At 45.6% G+C, this 19,098-nt stretch carries 20 protein-coding genes and 1 tRNA gene; 12 read left to right on the top strand and 9 right to left on the bottom strand.

Annotated elements, in window-relative coordinates; all coding sequences use genetic code 11:
• The first annotated feature begins 177 nt into the window (after positions 1-177).
• Positions 178-774 (top strand): hypothetical protein, encoded by a 597-nt coding sequence (locus BUB18_RS01535; RefSeq protein ID WP_143159791.1) that lies wholly within the window; start codon positions 178-180, stop codon positions 772-774.
• Between the two features lie 61 nt (positions 775-835).
• Here the strand turns inward: BUB18_RS01535 and BUB18_RS01530 are convergent, their stop codons facing one another.
• Together BUB18_RS01530 and BUB18_RS01525 are read right to left on the bottom strand one after the other, a co-directional pair.
• The gene (locus tag BUB18_RS01530) at positions 836-1,255 is read right to left on the bottom strand and encodes a hypothetical protein (RefSeq protein ID WP_073077346.1); all 420 of its coding nucleotides are present in this window, start codon (positions 1,253-1,255) and stop codon (positions 836-838) included.
• Between the two features lie 3 nt (positions 1,256-1,258).
• Entirely contained in the window at positions 1,259-4,645 is a 3,387-nt protein-coding gene (locus tag BUB18_RS01525) for an eCIS core domain-containing protein (RefSeq protein WP_073077344.1), read from the bottom strand.
• 399 nt (positions 4,646-5,044) lie between these two features.
• Between BUB18_RS01525 and BUB18_RS01520 the strand changes: the two genes are divergently transcribed.
• The 4 genes from BUB18_RS01520 (at position 5,045) to BUB18_RS01500 (ending at position 8,757) form a co-directional block, all read left to right on the top strand.
• Positions 5,045-5,254: a helix-turn-helix domain-containing protein gene (locus BUB18_RS01520; RefSeq protein WP_073078364.1), complete on the top strand. Its 210-nt coding sequence runs from the start codon at positions 5,045-5,047 to the stop codon at positions 5,252-5,254.
• 9 nt (positions 5,255-5,263) lie between these two features.
• Complete coding sequence (locus BUB18_RS01515; protein ID WP_073077343.1) at positions 5,264-5,593, top strand: HipA N-terminal domain-containing protein; 330 nt, start codon at positions 5,264-5,266, stop codon at positions 5,591-5,593.
• 47 nt (positions 5,594-5,640) lie between these two features.
• Positions 5,641-6,846: a HipA domain-containing protein gene (locus tag BUB18_RS01510; protein WP_073077341.1), complete on the top strand. Its 1,206-nt coding sequence runs from the start codon at positions 5,641-5,643 to the stop codon at positions 6,844-6,846.
• 543 nt (positions 6,847-7,389) lie between these two features.
• Positions 7,390-8,757, top strand: a complete 1,368-nt coding sequence (locus tag BUB18_RS01500; RefSeq protein ID WP_073077338.1) for a DUF4236 domain-containing protein — start codon at positions 7,390-7,392, stop codon at positions 8,755-8,757.
• A gap of 78 nt (positions 8,758-8,835) precedes the next feature.
• On the opposite strand, the gene BUB18_RS01495 is transcribed toward BUB18_RS01500, so the two are convergent.
• From BUB18_RS01495 to BUB18_RS01475, 5 genes are all read right to left on the bottom strand, one after another.
• A tRNA-Asp gene (locus BUB18_RS01495) sits at positions 8,836-8,909 on the bottom strand.
• Positions 8,910-9,051: 142 nt separating this feature from the next.
• A complete protein-coding gene (locus BUB18_RS01490; RefSeq protein WP_073077337.1) occupies positions 9,052-9,975 on the bottom strand; it encodes a bestrophin family protein in 924 nt (307 codons plus the stop codon).
• 17 nt (positions 9,976-9,992) lie between these two features.
• Positions 9,993-10,478, bottom strand: a complete 486-nt coding sequence (locus BUB18_RS01485; RefSeq protein ID WP_073077335.1) for a hypothetical protein — start codon at positions 10,476-10,478, stop codon at positions 9,993-9,995.
• Positions 10,479-10,586: 108 nt separating this feature from the next.
• Positions 10,587-11,945: a sensor histidine kinase gene (locus tag BUB18_RS01480; protein WP_073077333.1), complete on the bottom strand. Its 1,359-nt coding sequence runs from the start codon at positions 11,943-11,945 to the stop codon at positions 10,587-10,589.
• Positions 11,929-12,639: a response regulator transcription factor gene (locus BUB18_RS01475; protein WP_073077332.1), complete on the bottom strand. Its 711-nt coding sequence runs from the start codon at positions 12,637-12,639 to the stop codon at positions 11,929-11,931. The genes BUB18_RS01480 and BUB18_RS01475 overlap by 17 nt, the downstream gene beginning before the upstream one ends.
• 161 nt (positions 12,640-12,800) lie before the next feature.
• On the opposite strand from BUB18_RS01475, the gene BUB18_RS01470 reads away from it, so the two are divergent.
• A complete protein-coding gene (locus tag BUB18_RS01470) occupies positions 12,801-13,979 on the top strand; it encodes a multiheme c-type cytochrome (RefSeq protein ID WP_143159790.1) in 1,179 nt (392 codons plus the stop codon).
• Here the strand turns inward: BUB18_RS01470 and BUB18_RS01465 are convergent, their stop codons facing one another.
• Positions 13,980-14,177: a KTSC domain-containing protein gene (locus tag BUB18_RS01465; RefSeq protein WP_073077319.1), complete on the bottom strand. Its 198-nt coding sequence runs from the start codon at positions 14,175-14,177 to the stop codon at positions 13,980-13,982.
• A 138-nt stretch (positions 14,178-14,315) separates the two neighbouring features.
• Between BUB18_RS01465 and BUB18_RS29895 the strand changes: the two genes are divergently transcribed.
• From BUB18_RS29895 to BUB18_RS01435, 6 genes are all read left to right on the top strand, one after another.
• A complete protein-coding gene (locus tag BUB18_RS29895; protein WP_073077310.1) occupies positions 14,316-14,894 on the top strand; it encodes a DUF1801 domain-containing protein in 579 nt (192 codons plus the stop codon).
• Positions 14,895-15,053: 159 nt separating this feature from the next.
• The gene (locus tag BUB18_RS01455; protein ID WP_073077308.1) at positions 15,054-15,881 is read left to right on the top strand and encodes a CsgG/HfaB family protein; all 828 of its coding nucleotides are present in this window, start codon (positions 15,054-15,056) and stop codon (positions 15,879-15,881) included.
• 214 nt (positions 15,882-16,095) lie between these two features.
• Entirely contained in the window at positions 16,096-16,602 is a 507-nt protein-coding gene (locus BUB18_RS01450) for a nuclear transport factor 2 family protein (protein ID WP_073077306.1), read from the top strand.
• 164 nt (positions 16,603-16,766) lie between these two features.
• A complete protein-coding gene (locus BUB18_RS01445) occupies positions 16,767-17,168 on the top strand; it encodes a hypothetical protein (RefSeq protein ID WP_143159789.1) in 402 nt (133 codons plus the stop codon).
• Positions 17,146-17,796, top strand: a complete 651-nt coding sequence (locus tag BUB18_RS01440) for a hypothetical protein (RefSeq protein WP_073077302.1) — start codon at positions 17,146-17,148, stop codon at positions 17,794-17,796. Before BUB18_RS01445 ends, BUB18_RS01440 begins: the two co-directional genes overlap by 23 nt.
• Positions 17,774-18,676, top strand: a complete 903-nt coding sequence (locus BUB18_RS01435) for a hypothetical protein (protein WP_073077300.1) — start codon at positions 17,774-17,776, stop codon at positions 18,674-18,676. Before BUB18_RS01440 ends, BUB18_RS01435 begins: the two co-directional genes overlap by 23 nt.
• A 62-nt stretch (positions 18,677-18,738) precedes the next feature.
• Here BUB18_RS01435 and BUB18_RS01430 read toward each other — a convergent pair whose 3' ends face one another.
• A complete protein-coding gene (locus tag BUB18_RS01430) occupies positions 18,739-19,098 on the bottom strand; it encodes a hypothetical protein (RefSeq protein ID WP_073077298.1) in 360 nt (119 codons plus the stop codon).

Raw genomic sequence — 19,098 nt, 5'->3', positions numbered from 1 at the left:
AACCGTTAGGAATACAGAAAGAGTGCCACAGGGAAAAGCCGTATATCAAAAAGTTGAAGGAATTTTAAAATATAAGAGAAACAATTACTATTTTCAATTGGTTTTAACCCTTTCAACCAAAGATGTTATTAGTCCCTGTTGCGAATTATAAACTTTCATATCCCAAATTCTAACTGTATGAAAAAAATATCCCGATTGCTCTTGTTGTGCCTGGTGGCGGGCGCTACTGCTTTGTTCGTTTCTTCCTGTAGTAAAGAAGGTCCTGCTGGCCCTGCTGGTGCAGCGGGTGCCAATGGCCAGAATGGTGCGCCTGGTCCTGCTGGTCCGTCAGGTCCTAAGGGTGATACCGGTGTGGCCAATGTTATTTATTCTTCCTGGCTGGATGTGGCTTTCCAGGCTGATACTATTCATACCGCCGGCGGTGGTATTGATACGATTGGTTACGGTGCCCTGATCAATGCACCTAAACTGACATTAAGTATTCTGAATACCGGATTGGTAAAAGTTTACCTCAATGGTGATGCACCTAATGATCCTTCCCTTATAGCGCTGCCATACTTCAGTGCTTTCAGTGGCCTCAGTATTGAAGTAACAGCCTATGTTAATACGATCAGTCTTTATTCGAATGCGAATGTCAGCACGCAGGTGGATAGAAATGGTGTGAAGTACTTACAGTACCGCTATGTATTAGTACCGGGTGGTGTGCGTGCAAGATCCGTGATTGACTGGAATAACTATGCTGCCGTGAAGGAATATCTTGGATTAAAAGACTAGGATTTCATATGGGAGTAAACCCCGGCAGGAACGTGTTTCTGCCGGGGTTTTTAATGGCCACTTATTTCTTAAAATAGTTCTCATTAAAACGGCACTCTTTATCAAACAACGCATAGGTCTTACGTTGGGTAAGCGCTATCATACCCAGTTCCTCTGCTGTTAACAGTCGTTCTTCCTGTTTGGCGGTTGCTTCTATTGTATCCAGCAACTGGTAGAGTGTAAATACTGTATTATCGCCTTTGAACAACTCCCGGCGCATTCGTTCCGTTTGCTGGATAAATTCATCTTCCGACACCCGCTCCACTTCATCCTTTCCAAACATTACTTTGGGTAGGTAATCTTCTCCCGGCACAAACCTGCCAGTATCCCAATCCAGCTTGAGTATCTCTATACCGCCATTTGCAAGGGGCAGCAACTGCACGGTGCGATTGCCGACTATAAAATATTTGGGTACATCAGCGTTGTTCTGTGGATCATTCATAAGTTATTCTTTTATAGGTTCAGCTGGTTTAGCGGTCACTTCTTTTATGGCTTTACCAAAAATCGCATTTACCCTGGCTTCTATGGACAAGGCGATGGCGTGTTGTTCCGGCGTTAACTGGCCTGCAGCCCTGGCTGCATCCGGCGCAACCACCCGCTTCACTTCATAAATCGGATGCTCGAAACTAGCTACTTTATCTATCTGTTCCAAGTGTAATCGCAATTCTACTATATGGCCATTGGACATTTTAATACTCATGAGTACATCACGGTAGCCACTTTGTTGGGGATCGGCAAAACGGTCTTTAACCTTAATGATCCTGCTGCCAAATTTGCTTTTTATCACCGCCAATGCCTGGTAAATACCTTCCAGGGTGGTAAAGACAATTTTACCACCTGCAATGTCTACCAGCCAGGATGCGTCGCCGCCATATTCATCCCTGACTTTTTGTTCGGCCCTTTCCCTTCCTTTCAGGCCTGGGCGCATCTCTTTCCGGCCTCCTGTTTTACTTACTTTCGGGTCACTCAGTATTTCGTCCATTACTTTGCTTAACTCCGTTGTGGCAGCCTCAGCATCTGCATACATTTTATCCAGGTCAGCAGTCTGCTGGCGAGGTTTGGTCTGGTTGATCGCTTTCACCTCTTTTTCAAATTCCCCGCTTAATTTGCGTTGTTCCTCCGTTAAAGGTGTAACTTCTCTAAGGTCTCTGCCATTGTATTTTTCCACTACTTTTTCCGCGCCGAGAGTTTTTAATTCATTCATTACTTCTTCCAGTACAGGAATTGCTTCCGGGTGTTCGGCGAAGCTCCTGAGGATATTTGGATTTGCTTCCAGGTATTTGCGGATCGGATCATATTTTAAGAGTTCGGGCTTTATTTTCTCGATCTTGAGCAGTAATTCAAATTCCTTTAAGGCTTCAGCTGCTTTATCCTCCCGCATTTTCTTTTCTCGCGCTGCACCACGGGCGGCCACCTCTTCTGCACTCATGAATTTTTCGTATCCGTCTGCGGCTTTTAGCAAATCCTTCGCAGCGTTAGCCTGCAATATTTCCTTCATCATGGCATCTATTGCGTCCAGTTGCTCTTTTACTGTTGCATTAATCTCTTTCAACACGGTTGACCGCAATTGCTCCACCAGCTTAGCCCTATAGCCCTCAATGGCTTTTCTTCCTTCCGGCGTTTTTGCCATTTCTTTCCAGGGTATTTTCTGCCCATCTTTTACTGACGAAAGGTCAAAGAAGTCACTGTCACCACTTTCCAGTTTGTCAATGAACTTGTCCGTGTCCATTTTTTCAATTTCGTCCGCTGACTTCAGTGCATTTTCCTTAGCTGCTTCCCTTGCTTTTACCAGGTTCTCCCGATGTCCGGTTAATTCGGTTTGAAACTCAGCTTTTACCTTGTTCAGATTGATGCCTGCCTGTACCTGCCGTCTGAATTTTGTAAGTGCGCCGTTGATTTTAGCAACGGTTTGAGGGAAGTAGGTTTTTGCTATAAATCGTATTGCTAATGCCAGTGCCAGCAGGCCTACGGCCATTATAACGTTTGTGAGCGCAGCGCCGGCCTTCTTTACCTGCTCCTTAAATTCTTCTTCCGTGGTGGCCTGTGATGCAGCTTTTATGCGTAACTGTGATTCCACAGTAGAAAGCACCACGGTGCCCGCCAGCATGTATCCCATGAATGCAGCAATGGTGGCCAGTTCTCCCACGCCAGTGAGCCAGGATAATACATACAAAACACCGCCTACTGCCAGCATCCAGCCGGAAAGTTTGGCGCCGGCGCCTACACCTCCTGCCCATCTGGCCCAGGTATTAGCGTCACCACTGGCCGCTTCCTGCAAATCTTTCCCAATGCCATTAAAGGTATCACCGGTGTTTTGCAGGGTAGCTGCTTTGGCAAAATCCACTGCGGTTTCACCGGGATGGTCCTTCATGTATTCGAGTTGCGCTTTTGTAACATCCCAGGCTTTTTTAGCGGCGAGGTCATACCTTTCTGATTCCGACATAGTGCGGATATCCTTTCCACCCAGGTCTTTCAGCGCACTGTCCATAGCTTCCTGCATGTTGGCAGGGCCGCTCTGTTTGGGCGCTGTCTGCTGCTCCTTCATGGCCGCAATTAACTGGGCTTTGCGGGCCAGGAACATATCTACGGACTTTTCAAAAAGCTGGAGATCATCCGTAGCGCGTAATGTCAGCATTTTATAAACAGCCAGGTCTTCCGGTGAAAATTGTTTCAGCTTATCGGCAATACGCTGCAGTTGTTGGTAATCACCGGGTTTGAAGGTGCCTTCGCCTCCCATCAGCGCCCTTATTTCTTTAGGTAGTTCTTCCAGCTTCTTTTTTTCCTCCAGCACTTCATTGCGCATGTTTTCCCACGTTCTTGCCTTACCCTTTTCTCCTGGTTTTATCTTGGTATGCTCTCCGGAAATCTCGTAATATCTTTTATCTGCTTCGGCATTTACCTTTTGCTGGCTGTCGCCCGGTAATGCTTTAAAATCTTCTTTTAGTTGTTTTTCTTTTTCGGCCTGTTCTCCTTTTGCCTTATCCAGTTTAGCCTTATGCAGCAAAAAAGGTACGATCTGTCCCCTGTTTTTGCTCATGTCGCAATAACTTCCACATGTCCACGAGAGATTCATTTCCTTGCCGTAAGTAACGCGTTCAAAGAGCCGGTACATTTGTTCCAGGGTAGTATAGTCCTGCGGTACTTTTACCTGGAACGGTATATATTCCGGATCCCGTTTTTTTTGCCGTTGGATTTTTTTCTGAATGCCACTGTTTTGCTGCACCACATGTGTTAACTCGTGGGCCAGTAGTTTATCGCCTTGTTGGCTGCCGGGGCTATAGGTGCCCTGGTTAAAATAGATATCGTTGCCGTAGGTAAATGCGTGGGCATTTAGTTGTTCACTTAATTGCACCGCGGTGGTGCCAGTGTGGATTTTCACATTGCTGAAATCTGCACCAATGGCATTTTCCATATGTGCGCGGGTATTTTCCGGCAAAGGTGCGCCACTACCCTTTGTTTGCTGTAATGCAGCTGCTATATTATCTCCGGCAGTTACCTCTCCTGTCTTCTCTTTTCGGCTTACCGGCATGGCATCTCCGTCTTCACCTTTTTGCATCATTTCTTCTTCCTCACAATGCGCACATTTTCTTTGCAGCGCGTTGGCTGCAGGTGTGAAGAAGGGAGGCAGCTGACTACGGCTAACATCAGGCATTGCCGTTACCCTGTCCGCCACTGCATCTGCTTCCTTTTCGAGCGGATCGTCGGGTGGGCTAACCCTGAGCTTAGGCTGAATAGCCGATGGAACGAAAAAAGGAGTGGTGCTGCTTTTTTCAACAAAATTTGCATTGGCTATGGGCACCGTGTTTTTATCAGATTTAGTTTGATGCTCCATGGCAGTGAATTTTATTACCAGTGATTCCTGGCGTTATAGAAACTTGCTCACGCGAACAGGCATTCATCCGAACTTTCGGGAAAAGGGGTATATCCATGATTGTCGTAATTCAGGGGTTACAGATTATTATTCTTTTGGGGTTTCAGCATGATATGCTGTAATTTCTTATTGTTTTGAGTGAATCTAAGTTAATTATTAAACAAATTCCGGCAAATTTTTTCCATGGAATTCGGGTAATACGCGTAGAAGTACTGAATACCGCATGCCGTATAAGTATCGGGGAACTGTTCTCGCTTTACTACACCTGTTTTTTAATAATTTTCGGTATTATAATGCCGATTTTTCATTTTTGATGCCAAAATTTCTTAAATTTAATACTGTAACAGTATTATAATGCCGATGGATATAGGAGAAATTGGGCATAAGCTCCAGGAAAGAAGAGCCTTATTTCGGCTGCGACAGGAAGATCTTGCCGAGATAAGTGGAGTGGGGGTTAGAACGATTCGGCAAATTGAACAGGGTATTGGCAATCCCTCGTTTCAAACCCTGCGAAAACTGCTTTTAGCATTAGGTATGGATGTAACGGTGAATATTATTCACAAAGAATAACCTGTATAGATGCAAAAAGGAGAAGTGTACTATAATAATATACTGGCCGGAATACTGGAAAAGAGGAGTTCCGAAGATTATCGATTTACATATGATGATGCGTATATGGAAAATGTGGCCCTGCCTTCCATCAGCGTAACGTTACCTAAGAAGCAAAAGGAGCATTTTAGTCCACTGCTTTTTTCCTTTTTCGCTGGCCTCTTAGCGGAAGGAATCAATAAAAGCATTCAATGCCGTTTGTTGAAAATTGATGAAAATGATGATTTTACCCGTTTATTGAAGACGGCCAATGTAGATACTATCGGAGCTATTACAATTAATGAAATAACAGAAAATTAGGGGAATCAGTTATGTGCCCTGGATGTTATAAACCCAATAAGGACCCCATGGATGGGTATTGTGTTAGTTGTCGCAAAAAACTTTTTGGCGGCAGGAAGGTATCTCATGTCCTTAACTTCGATCCTCCTAAAGAAAATAATTACAGGGAGTACCAACACCTTACTAAAAAGCTTTCCATTTCAGGTGTGCAATTGAAATATTCTCTTATACTGGATGGAACTGTGCTTAAATTAACAGAATCAGCAGGACAATATATTCTTAAGCCTGTGCCTAATGCGGACCATATTTTAAACAAAGATCAGGCACCCGAAAACGAGCATTTAACGATGCAAATAGCCGCGCAGTTGTTTGGTATGGATACAGCAGACAACGCATTGATTTTTTTTAAGGATGGTTCTCCTGCCTACCTAACCCGTAGATTTGATATTAAGCCAACAGGAGGGAAGTATTTGCAGGAAGATATGGCCCAGGCCAGCGGTAGAACCAGGCAGGGGCAGGGCGAGAATTTTAAATATGATGGTACCTATGAAGAAGTAGGAGCACTGATAACCCGGTATGCAGCAGCGCCTGTTCCTGCATTGGAAGCATTTTTCAAACAGGTGCTGTTCAATTACATCTTTTCAAATGATGACGCCCATTTAAAGAACTTTTCATTTATCGAATCCCCTATGGGTGATAATATACTCTCCAGTGCATATGATCTGATGTGTACTGAGTTGCATACTCCCGGTGGAGTAGAAACTGCATTGGGACTTTACAAGGGAGATACGGATAATGAGTTTTACGCGCGTGAAGGCAGGTATGGGCAGGTTCATTTCAGAGAGCTTGCAAAAAGAATGGGAATACAACCTGTCAGAGCTAACAGAATTATTGCTACACTTTTAGCTGAAAAGTCAGCAGTACATCAAATGGTGGAAAAATCATTTCTAAGCGCTGCCGCAAAACAACAATACCTATCCTATTATGATAGTAAAGTTCGATTATTAGGTACAAATGAACGGTTGATTGCAGATCAGTTCAGGAAGTCCACATTTCCTCCTGACGTAATGGTGAGAGTTTTCTTTTATCGGGGAAAACAGCCAATCGTCGGAAAGATTATTCATACATTGGCAGATGATCCTGCATCGGTTACAAATAATCACTTTGCTTTTGTTGAAGAGGTAAATTTAAAGGAATATAACCAAACCGGAGATGCCAGCCTTGTTACGGTCATCGATGCCGATACTGTAGTAGAAGTAAGGGAAGTGGGTTAACACATGCTATCGGCGCATTTAGCGCTCCATCTTCCCAGTTATCCCAAAACATTCGCAATAATATTCCGAATTACGGTTTCCCGTAAGTTTCACCGTTATGCCTTGTTTAATTTTAATGAAAAAATTTCAAGGCGATGAAACAGACCTACTATGTATCCACGGTTCGGCAAGCTGTAACCGGGGATAATGAAGTGCATGTGGAAACATGCCAAAAGCTCCCGCTCTCTCAAAACAGGATTAGACTGGGTGAGTATTATCATTGCGCGGAAGCAGTTAATGCCGCACGCAAATTATATCCAACTGCTGATGGGTGTAAAATATGTTCTCCTGCTTGTAATCGACAATAGCAGAAATTGATGATTATACCTCCTTTCCGCCATTCTCCCGGGTATTTTAAGCAGTGCTTAGCAATTGTCAGAACCGGATAAAATTAGCAGGAAGCGTACCATGAACGGTAATGAAAAAGCACTGTTCTCAAATCTGGTGCGCTTCCAATCCGGTTCAGCATCGATCCTGAACTACTAATATTCAAAACTGTTTTTTATGGGTTGGTCTTACCGTAAATCAATCAGCGCCGGACCTTTCAGAATGAATTTTTCAAAAAGTGGGATTAGTTATTCAGTAGGCGTAAAGGGTGCCCGCGTGAATGTTGGTCCCAGGGGTACCTTTGTCAATTTGAGTGCGCACGGCATAAGTTACCGGCAAAGATTGTCGGGGCCCGTTTCCCGGCAACCTGCTCCACCAACCGAAGTTTTACCTGTCCAGTCAGGCATAAATATTACTTCTGCAGCAGTGGAAAACCTGTCGGATACAGACTCGCAGGCTTTCATCACTGAGCTGAATGAGAAAAGTTCGCTCGTGTCGTATACAAAATGGACAGTGTGGTTATTGCTGGTACTGCCATTATTCCTGTTGTATTATTCCTTCGGAAAACGTGACAAAATAATACGGCCTGCAACAGAAAGTGTAATCGTAAGGATTTTTGCACCCAAAGGTGCCAACATCAGGCAGGAGCCGGATGTGAAAGCTAAAATATTATTCACATCGGTGTACGATGATAAGTTCATCCTGCTGAGTGATACCAGTAATAAGTGGATTAAAGTAGCAGTGGCGGATTCCGCAGGGTATGTCAGCCGGGAACTGGCAGAACTGGTTCACCTCACCACAGCGGAAGTGAAAGTGGAAGAGTGGCAGCTGATTCACCGCTACCTTTCGTACATCGCCACGCTTGGCTTACTGTGTTTTGTCCCCGTCGTTATTTGGTCGCGGAAAAAGGACAAACAAAGATTTCAAATGGAATTACACTATGATATGGACGAGCGGTACCAGCAGGTGTATCAGCAATTTCAGGCGCATTTCGCCAGCTTCTGCCAATCCTCAAGGGTGTGGCAGTACCTGAATGCTCAGGGCAATATTGACTATAAACGAAACGCAGGAGCGGGGAAGTTAATCAAACGTGTTGAGGTAAAAGAATTATCAGCCAATAAAATGCCCATCCCTTATTTTATCACTAATGTTTCCATTCCGTGTATTTCCCTGCAACATATGGACCTGTATTTCTTACCTGAGCGATTATTGATGAAACGGGGAAATACTTTTGCTGCGGTGTTTTATAAGAATCTACAGATAACTGGCCGCATCACAAATTTTGTCGAATCAGAGCCTTTGCCGCATGATGCCAGGGTAGTGGATTATACCTGGCAATTCGTTAATAAAGATGGTGGCCCCGACCGGCGTTTTAACGGCAACCAGAGACTACCCGTATGTGCCTATTCCGAATATACCTTTACTTCCGGCACAGGAATTTATGAAGTAATTGCTACCTCAAAACAGGCAGCAATGGATGATTTTTCAAGGTTTATTGTGAAAATTGGAGCGCTGCAAAAAATGATTGGAGCAAATCTTAAGTGAGGAGAATGCAATTTGGTTTACCCATTACCAACTATTCTTACAATAAAAAAAGCCTTGTGAAACTCACAAGGCTTTTTGCGGACCGGACGGGACTCGAACCCGCGACCTCCGCCGTGACAGGGCGGCATTCTAACCAACTGAACTACCGATCCTTTCCGTTGGGGTTGCAAATATAGGATTAAATATTTTAAATATCCAAATGATTTTTCAAATAGTCCTAAAATAAACAGACCCCGGTGAAAACCGGGGTCGCTATTTAACGCTATAATTTGTTGCCTTGCACAAATTGTCTGGCTATAATACATAGTAAGTTGGTCGTTCTGCAAGTACTTCTTCCTGCGGCTCCTCCTGCGTTTGCTCGTGGAGCATCTGGCGCAGGTCACGCTCAATCGTACGGGCAATCGTAGTCATTGGCGTGTCCGTTGGTTTACCTTCAAATGGATCCTGTAAGCTGATACCCATACGCTCAATCAGTAAGAATGAAGCTGAAATGGCTACTACCAGCGGAATCTCCATGAACCCTAAAGAATCAATCAGGGCAAAAGGTAACAACAGGATGAAAAATAACACCGTAAAGTGCGTGTATAAGCTGTAGGTAGCAGGAAATACCGTGTTCTTAATACGTTCACATTTTCCCATCGAATCACAAAGCTTGGTAAGCGTAGCATCCAAAGCTACCTGCTGGTAACTGTTGATCCACTCATTTTCCAACGCCAGCTTGATGTCTTTACCGTGTAAAAGCAACAGCGCAGCCGGCACATTATCATACTTCATCACATAGTTCAATTCCCTGCGCGTTAACAACCGCTCCAAACCCTTTAATGGATCGGTTTTGCGTAACGACTGACCAAGACTGTGCGTCCAGGCTGCCTGCCGCTTTATAAAACGTTCTCTGAAATGCTCTAACTCTTCTGATGGATAGGCCGTTGCTGTTAGTGTTAATACCTGTCTGGACAGAGAACGTGAATCATTTACTATCGCACCCCATATGGTTCGCGCTTCCCACCAGCGGTCGTAACCCTGGTTGCTACGGAAGGCCAGCAGCAAGGATAACACTGTTCCCAGTATCATCGGTACCGCAATGGGTATGCTTATATTCTTAAGATTGTATTGGTAGTATGCAATGTTTATAGCCATGCTGTAAATCGCTACCACCAAAATCTCATACTTTATCTTCCCAAATACATAACCGAAAGGGATATTCTTTCTTAGCAGCATAAAACACTGTTTTAAAATTATTCTGATGTCAGCAACAACGATGAAATGGTCGCTTTTACTACCACCTTTCTGCTTCCCGGTAAAGTGGCTGCCAGCTTAGGCAGTTTCGCTTTTTTTATCAGCTTTCCGGGATTATAACTACGCTTACTCGGTGCATTATACTCCAGGTCTGATGGCTCCACAATCACGTCAATGTTGTTGGCCAGGCAGAAGTTTTTAAATGCAACACCTGTATCTCCATGGAAAAATTCAACTTTTAGTTGGTGAATACTGGACGCATATTTATTGCGGATAATCTCACAACCATCCTTGAAATCAGCCGTGATCAATTCAATATGCCTGCTGTTACGGGTGAAAGTCACCAAATCAAAAATGGAATCAGGCATACGTAACGCATGCATGAATATGACATTCACCAACTCGTCCGGGTACTGCGATACTACGTTGTGTACATAACCAAGAGAACGTATGGAAAAGTCAGTAGGAATAAGTACATTTTTCATAGCTGTTGTATTTATGATACAAAACTATGACCGCACAGTTAGAACGTGGTAAGAGAGGGGTTAAAAGGTGGTAAGAATGTGGTAAGAAAACGGTAAGAAACGGTCAGGTTACAGCGGTAACTCCACCCTGATCTCGGTTCCGGTGTTTACCTGGCTCTGTACAATGATGTCGCCCTTGTGCATCCGGATAATATTCATCGCCAGCGGTAAACCAATGCCGTAACCCTTAAATTCACCGGTGTTAGAGGCCCGGAAAAACGGAGAAAATATATATGGAATGTCCTGTTGCGGAATGCCAATACCCTGGTCCTTTACAATAATAATCACCTTTTTGTCCGTTGCCGCCAGAGCAATAGATACCGGCTTATTATTAGAATACTTACAGGCATTCATTACAATGTTGCTCAAAGCCAGTTCCAGCAACTGTTCATTCCCCTTTACGGTCAGCTTTTCCTCCTCTTCCGGGAACAGGCTATAATCGATATTTACCTGGCTGCCAGGGATCAGCTTATCGATCGTATCCTTTACGGTAAATAATAGCTCATCCGTGCGAACGGCCTGCCACTGGGGTTTCATTCCGTCAAAGCCCGTCTGCGCAAGGTGCAGGAGACTTTTAGTAATATGCTCCAGCCTGCCAGCCTCAGTCAGAATGCTTTCCATAGCCTTTTTATAGGTTTCAGGGCTCCTGTCCTTACTCAGCGCCAGCTCTGCCTCCCCAATAATAGCCGTAAGCGGGGTGCTCAGCTCATGCGAAGCATTGCTCACAAAGTTATTCTGCGTTTCAAATGCCGTTTCCAGGCGATCCAGCATGTTATTAAACGTACCGGCAAGTTCATTCAGCTCGTCCCCGCTATTGTCCATATTCAGCCTTAAATGCAGGTTGCGGGAGCTGATACTCTTCACCTGGTTCATGATATGGCGTATAGGCTGCAACGTTAGGCGGCTAAAAAATGCCCCTACTCCAATCAGTATAACAGAAGATATTAGGAAACAAATCAACAGAATCCTTTGCAGCCAGGCCATGTAATCCTCGCTGTACTGGTTGATGGCACTCACAATTACCACATACAGCCCCTGCTTGGACTTGTACAGCACCCCCTCGTAGAAACGGTTGCCCTGGCGGTGTGTAGCCAGATGCTGGGTGAGCACCGTCTGGTAAAAACTGGGGGGCAGATTTAAATCCGTATGCATTTGCACATGCCCGGTACTATCCACCTTCAGAAAATATTCTTTCTCCGCAGGCAGCTTTTCCAGGTGCTCTTCGCGGATTTCATTATAGATGTCGGCGTCGGATTCATAATAAGGTAAAGTCGCTTTCGCCGCCAGGTAAGCACGTATTTCCAGGCGCTTGTAAAAATCCTCAAAGGAATGCTGGTTGGCAAAAAAGTATACCAGCCCGCCCATTATCACAATGGTGGATATAGTAAGTCCTGCGAAAGCAAGCAATATCTTATGGCGTATCTTCATCCAGGTTGTTATCCTTTAGCATGTAACCCAGCCCGGTAACGGTTTGTATTAACTCGGACTGTCCGTTTTTATTTAATTTTTTGCGGAGATAGTTGATATATACATCCACCACTTTGGTGTTCATGTTAAAATCAATGCCCCATACCTGCTCCAAAATCTCCATGCGCGACAATACCTTCCTCGGGTTGCGAAGCAGGTATTCCAGCAGCCGGTATTCCGTGGCCGTGAGTTGTATGTCGTAGCCCGCTCTGGTGGCTGATTTAGTGTCGGTGTTCAGGGATAAATTCGCCATCTGCAACACTGTCGTAGAAACTACCGGCGCCGCAATGCCGCTCTTGCGGCGGAGCAAACTGCGGATCCTAGCTTCCAGTTCCTGGAGCTTAAAAGGTTTCACCAGGTAATCGTCGGCACCACTATCCAATCCCATCACTATATTTTCCGTGGTGCCAAGAGCAGTGAGCATTAATATCGGGGTAGCAATTTCCTCCCTGCGTATGGCCTTACATACCTCAATACCATTGAGTGCAGGCAACATTACGTCTAGTATGATCAGGGAAAATATGGGGTTGTCCAAAGCCATACGTAACCCGCTGGCGCCGTCAGGCGCTACGCTTACCTCATACCCGGCTTCCGTTAAGCCCCGGGTAATCACAGATACTACAGCAGGTTCGTCTTCTATGAGTAATAATTTCATCTACAACAAATATAAGGCATCGGGTATTTATAGTTATCTATTGTGTCTATATAATTAACAATTTTTATAGAAAGATGTAATATCTTTTGTTGCCAACCCGCCCGTAGCGCGAAAAAGTTAAGGTCAATAATTGTATCTTTCGCATCGATATTTTTCCCGTTATGCTAAAGCGATCGTTTTGTCTGATTACTTTTTTAGTGGTGGTAGTGATCATACTGTCACAATGTGTTGGTACCAAAACCGATCCGCGCGGCCCTGTTTACGCCGGGGATGAATCCTGTAAAAGCTGCCACCGCTCAGCATTTGATGCGCACCGGACGTCGGCACATCACTTTGCCAGCACCATCGCGGATAAACACTCCGTCCTTGGCAGCTTTCTGGCGCCTTCCAATGTTTTTAATTTTCCGGGAGATGTTACCGTTCGGATGGAAAGTGATACGTCAGGGCTTTACCAGACGGCTTATCAACATGGCTCACCGCAGGAGAAAGGCCGCTTCGCCGTTACGATTGGGCAGGGACGAAAGGCGCAAACCTATCTCTCTTTTAAAGAAAATAAATACTACCAGCTACCTATATCCTATTTTACGCAGGTGCACAGCTGGGCAAATAGTCCCGGTTTTCCCGCCACCCATCCGTATTTCAACCGACTGGTGCCTGCCACCTGCTTTTCCTGCCACAGCTCTTATGTAAACGTAACAACCACCTACGAAGGCATGCAGCGTGTGGAAAAGTTTGCCGAAAATGAAGTGATGTACGGGATCAACTGCGAACGTTGCCACGGCCCCGCTAAGGAACATGCCGATTTTCATACACGGCATCCGCAGGAGAAAACAGCACAGCACATCACCCGCACCGGTAACCTCACCCGTCAGCAACAAGTGGATATGTGCGCGGTATGCCACTCAGGCCTTAAAACGCCGCAACGCTCCCTGTTTGAATTTAAGCCGGGGGATAAGCTGTCCGACTACATCATGGCCGATTACCTGGCCACCGCCAGCGAAAGGCAATCCAACGACGTGCATGGTAACCAGTACCAACTGCTGACTGCCAGTAAATGCTACCGGGAGTCGAACCAGCTTACCTGTAACACCTGTCACGACGCACACGCGGTTAATCGCAACAACCTGCAGGCCTATAATAATCAGTGCCTGAGCTGCCACCAGCCCGCCACTGACAGGTTCTGTACCAATAAGGCACTGCCGCCGGCAGCATTACAGCAGCAATGTGTGAACTGTCATATGCCGGTGCAGCCGTCCAGGGTGATCACACTGCTGCCCAGTGGAAAGGAGCAGCCGGTGGCCGATTCCCTGAGGTCACACCTGATAAAGGTGTACCGGTAGTTATTTCACCTCGCGGTAATCATATTTACCCTTGATATTTTTGTTGAGATACGTACCCTTGCTGAAAGCCTGCTTCATTTCCTCATACACATGCAGGGGTACCTGCAGGTAGTCGTATACCTTTCCGGAAACATACCTGACCCGAAGCACCGCGTGCTCCGGCAAATAGCTGAAATGTGCAACCACAGTAGATGGCATACCTCCTCCGCCTCAATCATCGTACCTGAATAAATGCTGGGCCTGCTCCGAAGCGTCGCCTTTGCCCTGCATTCTGTCGCAACAGACCCGTACTGAATGCACGCATAAACGTAACTTTAATGCAAATACCAAAACGCCATGGAAAAGAAAAATATCACCACCATCGATGCGTATATTTCCACCTTTCCCGCAGCCACGCAAAAGCTGCTGAAGCAGGTGCGTCAAACCATTAAAAAGACGGCACCTGACGCCACTGAAAAAATTGCTTACGGCATCCCCACCTTCGTGTACCATGGTAATCTGGTGCATTTCGGAGGGTACGACCATCACATCGGCTTCTACCCGGCATCATCCGGGGTGGCTCACTTTGAAAAAGAGCTGCAGCACTTTCATACCTCAAAAGGGACCATACAGTTTCCCCTGGATGAGCCCATACCGCTGGAACTGATTGCCCGTATCACCGCTTTTCGTATGAAAGAGAATGAAGAGAAACAGGCGAAAAAGAAATCGCCTGCTAAAAAAACAGAGAGTTTTTTTATTCCCCGGATATCCAACCCGGCCCGCCGCGCCCTGGAAAGCATTGGCATTAACACCCCTAAGAAACTGGCAAAGTATTCCGAAAAAGAAATGCTGGCACTGCATGGAATGGGCAAGGCTTCTCTGCCGCTGATGCGGGAAACACTGCTGCAGCACGGCCTCAGTTTCAGGGAATCATGATCTTAAATACTTGTTAAAATTGAAGCAAACGCAGGCATCTTTCAGAAAGCGGTATAATAACTGAGTAGGCTATACGTTTTTGAGCTAGATTTGCTACCTGAAAAATTAAATTAACGTAGCAACGAGCAGAATTTTTAAAACAAAGCGTGCCTATCCAACATGAAGAAGAATATTATTACCGCCATAGCTTTACTGTTTACTTCCTATGCCTTTGGTCAGAACAAGCCGGTGATAGGCGTTACCTTCAAAGGTAATGACAGCACCACTTACCAGTCGGCCATTCAGAATACCGTAGAAGATGCCTTCCTGCGTACGAAGCGGTTCGACCTGGTGGAACGTGGCGAAATGGAAAATGTGAAAGGCCAGGCTTCTGAAAGTGCCAGCATTACCGCCATGAAGGAACTGAAAGCACAGTACCTGCTCATAGGTAACGTGGTAAGCGTTACGGAAGACCAGAAACAGGCCAGGGTGCCCGTGCTTGGAACTACCGTAACACCGCAGGCAGAAATTATTTTCAATGTAAAAGTGCTGGATGTAAATACTGGCGACCTGGTGGCTTCCGGCAATTTCAATAATATCGGCAAAGGTAAAAATGCTTTTAACGATGCGCTGATGGGTACCCGCAACCGCCTGGACAAATTCATTAAGGATAACTTTAAGCTCACCGCTACCATCGCTTCCGTAGAAGAGAAAAATACTTATGGGGACGCCTCCAAAGTATTGCTCACTGCCGGTAACGCCGTGGACCTCCGCGAAGGCGATGAGTTTAAGGTATACGAAAACGTAGAGGTAAACGTAGAAGGGAGGAAAATCAATCGTAAACGAACCATCGGTAAAATCGTAGTATCCCGCATCGAAGATGAGCACTTCAGCGTATGCGCCGTAGTAGAAGGTGCCGGTGAAATTACAAAACTGCTGAACAGCAATGCTACCCTGCGTTGTGAGCTGACAGCAGAGGCACCAAAGAAATTATTCTTTCAGAAATAAATCGTTGCTCAATAATTAGTTTCGGTAAGGGCCACCTTCATTAGGAAGGTGGCCCTTTTTATTTGTAACATCTACGGACAGAAGTGTCCGTATCCGAACAGAAAAATTATATCTCTCCTTAAAATAAAACCAGTGTAATCCTTTGCTGTAGCCGGTTTTTATATTTCCTGGCATTATGGTACTGTTTGTGCCAACCTAAAGGAAAAACAAAAACATGCGTACCTGTATCACTTTTTTACTCGTGCTGTTTACCACTATCACCAGCGCCGCGCAGCTGCCCGGTAAATATGTAACCCCGGTGGTATTGCGGCTGGACAGCCTCTTTTGGCAGGCCTACAATACCTGCGATATCGACAGGTTTCGCGGCCTGCTGGCAGATGACGTGGAGTTTTATCACGACAAGGGTGGGAGCCTGCATGGGATTGATCCGCTGGCTAATTCTATTAAAAATAACCTGTGTGGTAACAGGGATAAATTTAAATTAAGGAGAGAAGCAGTTCCGGCAACGATAAAGGTTTTTTTACTGGAAAATAACCACGAGGTGTATGGCGCACTCATAACGGGGATGCATATATTTTATGTAACGGAAGGCGGCAAACCGGAATATGCGGACGGAAAGGCCAGGTTCGAAATGCTTTGGCTGCTGAAAGATGGGCAATGGAAAGTATCCAGGGTATTTAGCTATGATCACGGCCCGGTACTGGATAATTATGGTGATTAAAGTTATCATGATATGAGTTGTAACATATTGATTAATATATAATTGAGAAGGGGTTAAGAAAAATTGTAATTTTTAAGAAAAGTTGTAATTTTAGTTCGATAAGTCACGGCAGGAATCCGAAAAGGCCGAACTAGAGTAGGAAAAGAACCCCAAAATTGTATGTTATGAAAAAGCTAATGTGGTTAACATTAAGCGCCCCCATGTTTTTGTTATTTGCCTTCACCATGCAGGATCGTCAGGCCAGAAATACCGGTATCCAACGTACCAGTAAAAACCTGTACACCGTAAACCGGTCAGCTGTAAAAAATGTTTCTGCTGCTGACCAGGAGGAAATTAAACGCCTGGTAGTTGAAAAGTATGACATCAAGGATTTTAGCCGCGGCGAAATCACCATTGCCTCCAATGACCCCAGAACAAAGGCTATGGGCGGTATCCTTGACAATTCTATTTACAAGGACTGGGTATCCACTAAATTTATTTTCTGGAAACAGCTGAAGCAAATTCCGCAGGAAGCCATTCGTGCAAACGAAATTATGCAGAAGTATGCAATGGCACCAGGCAGATAATGCTATCACCAGATGGCTGAAGCGTAACGCTTCAGCCATCTCTGGTATTGGAAAGATGCTGCTCGGCAGCTGGATAGTGCTGCACCTGCTGTTTATTACCGTTGTTAACTCCGTGTCGGTATACGAATCCTACCAGGATTTTCACAAGCAACCTCGCAGTGCCACATGGGCCAGGGGCCTGGAAAGTTGGCTGGGTAAGCCTTTCCTGCAGCGGTATGGCAGGTACACCGGCGCTGAAACCGGCTACGGATTTTTTGGTATCAACGTACGCTCCAATGGTATGCTCATCGGGGAGTGCAATGGGGAAGCTATTACACCTGAATTTCATTCGTTCGAAACTACGCTGCGTTTTTTTTCCATGGGGAATAGTCTTACCGATGATTTTATAAAACCGGGTGAGCACAGGCAGCTGCTGAATGATTACAACCAGCTGGTGATGAAGAACATTGCGGTAACGTTATTCCAGCGGCGCCATTGTATGGATACTGCGATCTATATCAGTTATAATATGCTGGATTTTCCTATGCTGCAACAGGTGCGAAGCGGCGCTGCGCCGGCCTATTCGCAGGTAAAATTAATTTCCATCAACTATAGTCTTAATGTAAATGAACAACTCAGCAGGCATTAATCACGCGGCATGGTTGCTTTTCTTCCGTGTAAATGTGGCAGGTATTGCCTTGCTGCATTTTTTGGCAATACAGCCTGATTTTACAGACCTGTACAGCTATTCGGGGTACATCTATCCGGACATTATGGATCTGTCAACCGATCAGGTGAGCCTTACGCTGGTCAGGTTCCAGGAGCTGCTGAACCAATGGCATGTGGGTATCAGCTATGAAGCGTTGTTGTGGGTTTGTCGTATAGCCTATCCTGTTAGTTTGGTGTGCCTGCTGCTGGGACTACTCACCCGTGTGAATGCCGTGATCGCATTGTTTTTACAGTTGCTGCTGATAAAGTCCATTCACTTATATGAGTATGGCGTGGACGGCTACACGACGTTTGCCCTGTTTTACTGCTGCATTTTTCCCGTAGGCCGGGTGTATTCCCTGGATAATAGGTGGCGGCGGCCCAATCGTGTGCCGGAGGCTGGAGCCTTTTTGTTTTTACTAAGGGCGCACCTTTGCATTGCTTATTTTTTTTCAGGCTTTGATAAGATAATAGGACCATCCTGGCGCAATGGCGAAGCCCTCTGGAAGGCGCTGCACAGCCATAATTACTACAGTGTGTTTCCGCTGGATTTCCTTGCTGCCACGCCGTTTTTCGTTGTTTCCGGCTGGCTTACGGTAGTGTTGGAAATGGGATATTTTGCCGGGATGAACAATAAATATACCCGCAAATACTGGCTGGCGGGCATTGTAGCCCTGCATCTGTTCATAGCGCTGTTTATGGGCCTGTTCTTTTTCTCTGCCCTGCTGATCGTTTTAAACCTCTCTGCTTACCTGGCACCTTATGTACGCCAGGAAAAATTACAACCCCACAAACAGGAAGAAATGCAGCTATATAGTTGAGCGCTAACAGGCCGGGGTATTACCGCATTCATGTACTTTTTTATAGCGTGCATTCTAAACTTCTAAATACTGTGCAGGCGCTGATGCACAAAATAATAAAAGAGTCCGCCGCTCAGGTACGCAGCGGCGTCCAGCAGGTCAGCTGTATATCTCCTTGAAAACCCGGGCATGATAACTTCAAGCAGCAGCGTGGTGTACAAGGCAATAAATAAAAGGTATACCAGCGGGTAGCGGTATGCCGGCTGCCGGATAATATATTGACGTGTAATCGTAAGCGTGAGATGGGCGATGGCAGGAACGGCGACGAAGTCCGTGAGCTGTCCGTTGATAAAAGGCAGGATAATGCCCTTTTGCCGGCAATAATGCACTGCCAGCCATACCAGGCAATAGCCGGTGAACAGCGGATCAAACAGCTGCTTCAT

It is taken from the genome of Chitinophaga jiangningensis, from assembly GCF_900142605.1.
Taxonomy (GTDB): Bacteria; Bacteroidota; Bacteroidia; order Chitinophagales; family Chitinophagaceae; genus Chitinophaga; species Chitinophaga jiangningensis.
Note: the sequence above shows the minus strand (reverse complement) of the source record. Positions and strands in the feature narration are given on the sequence as shown.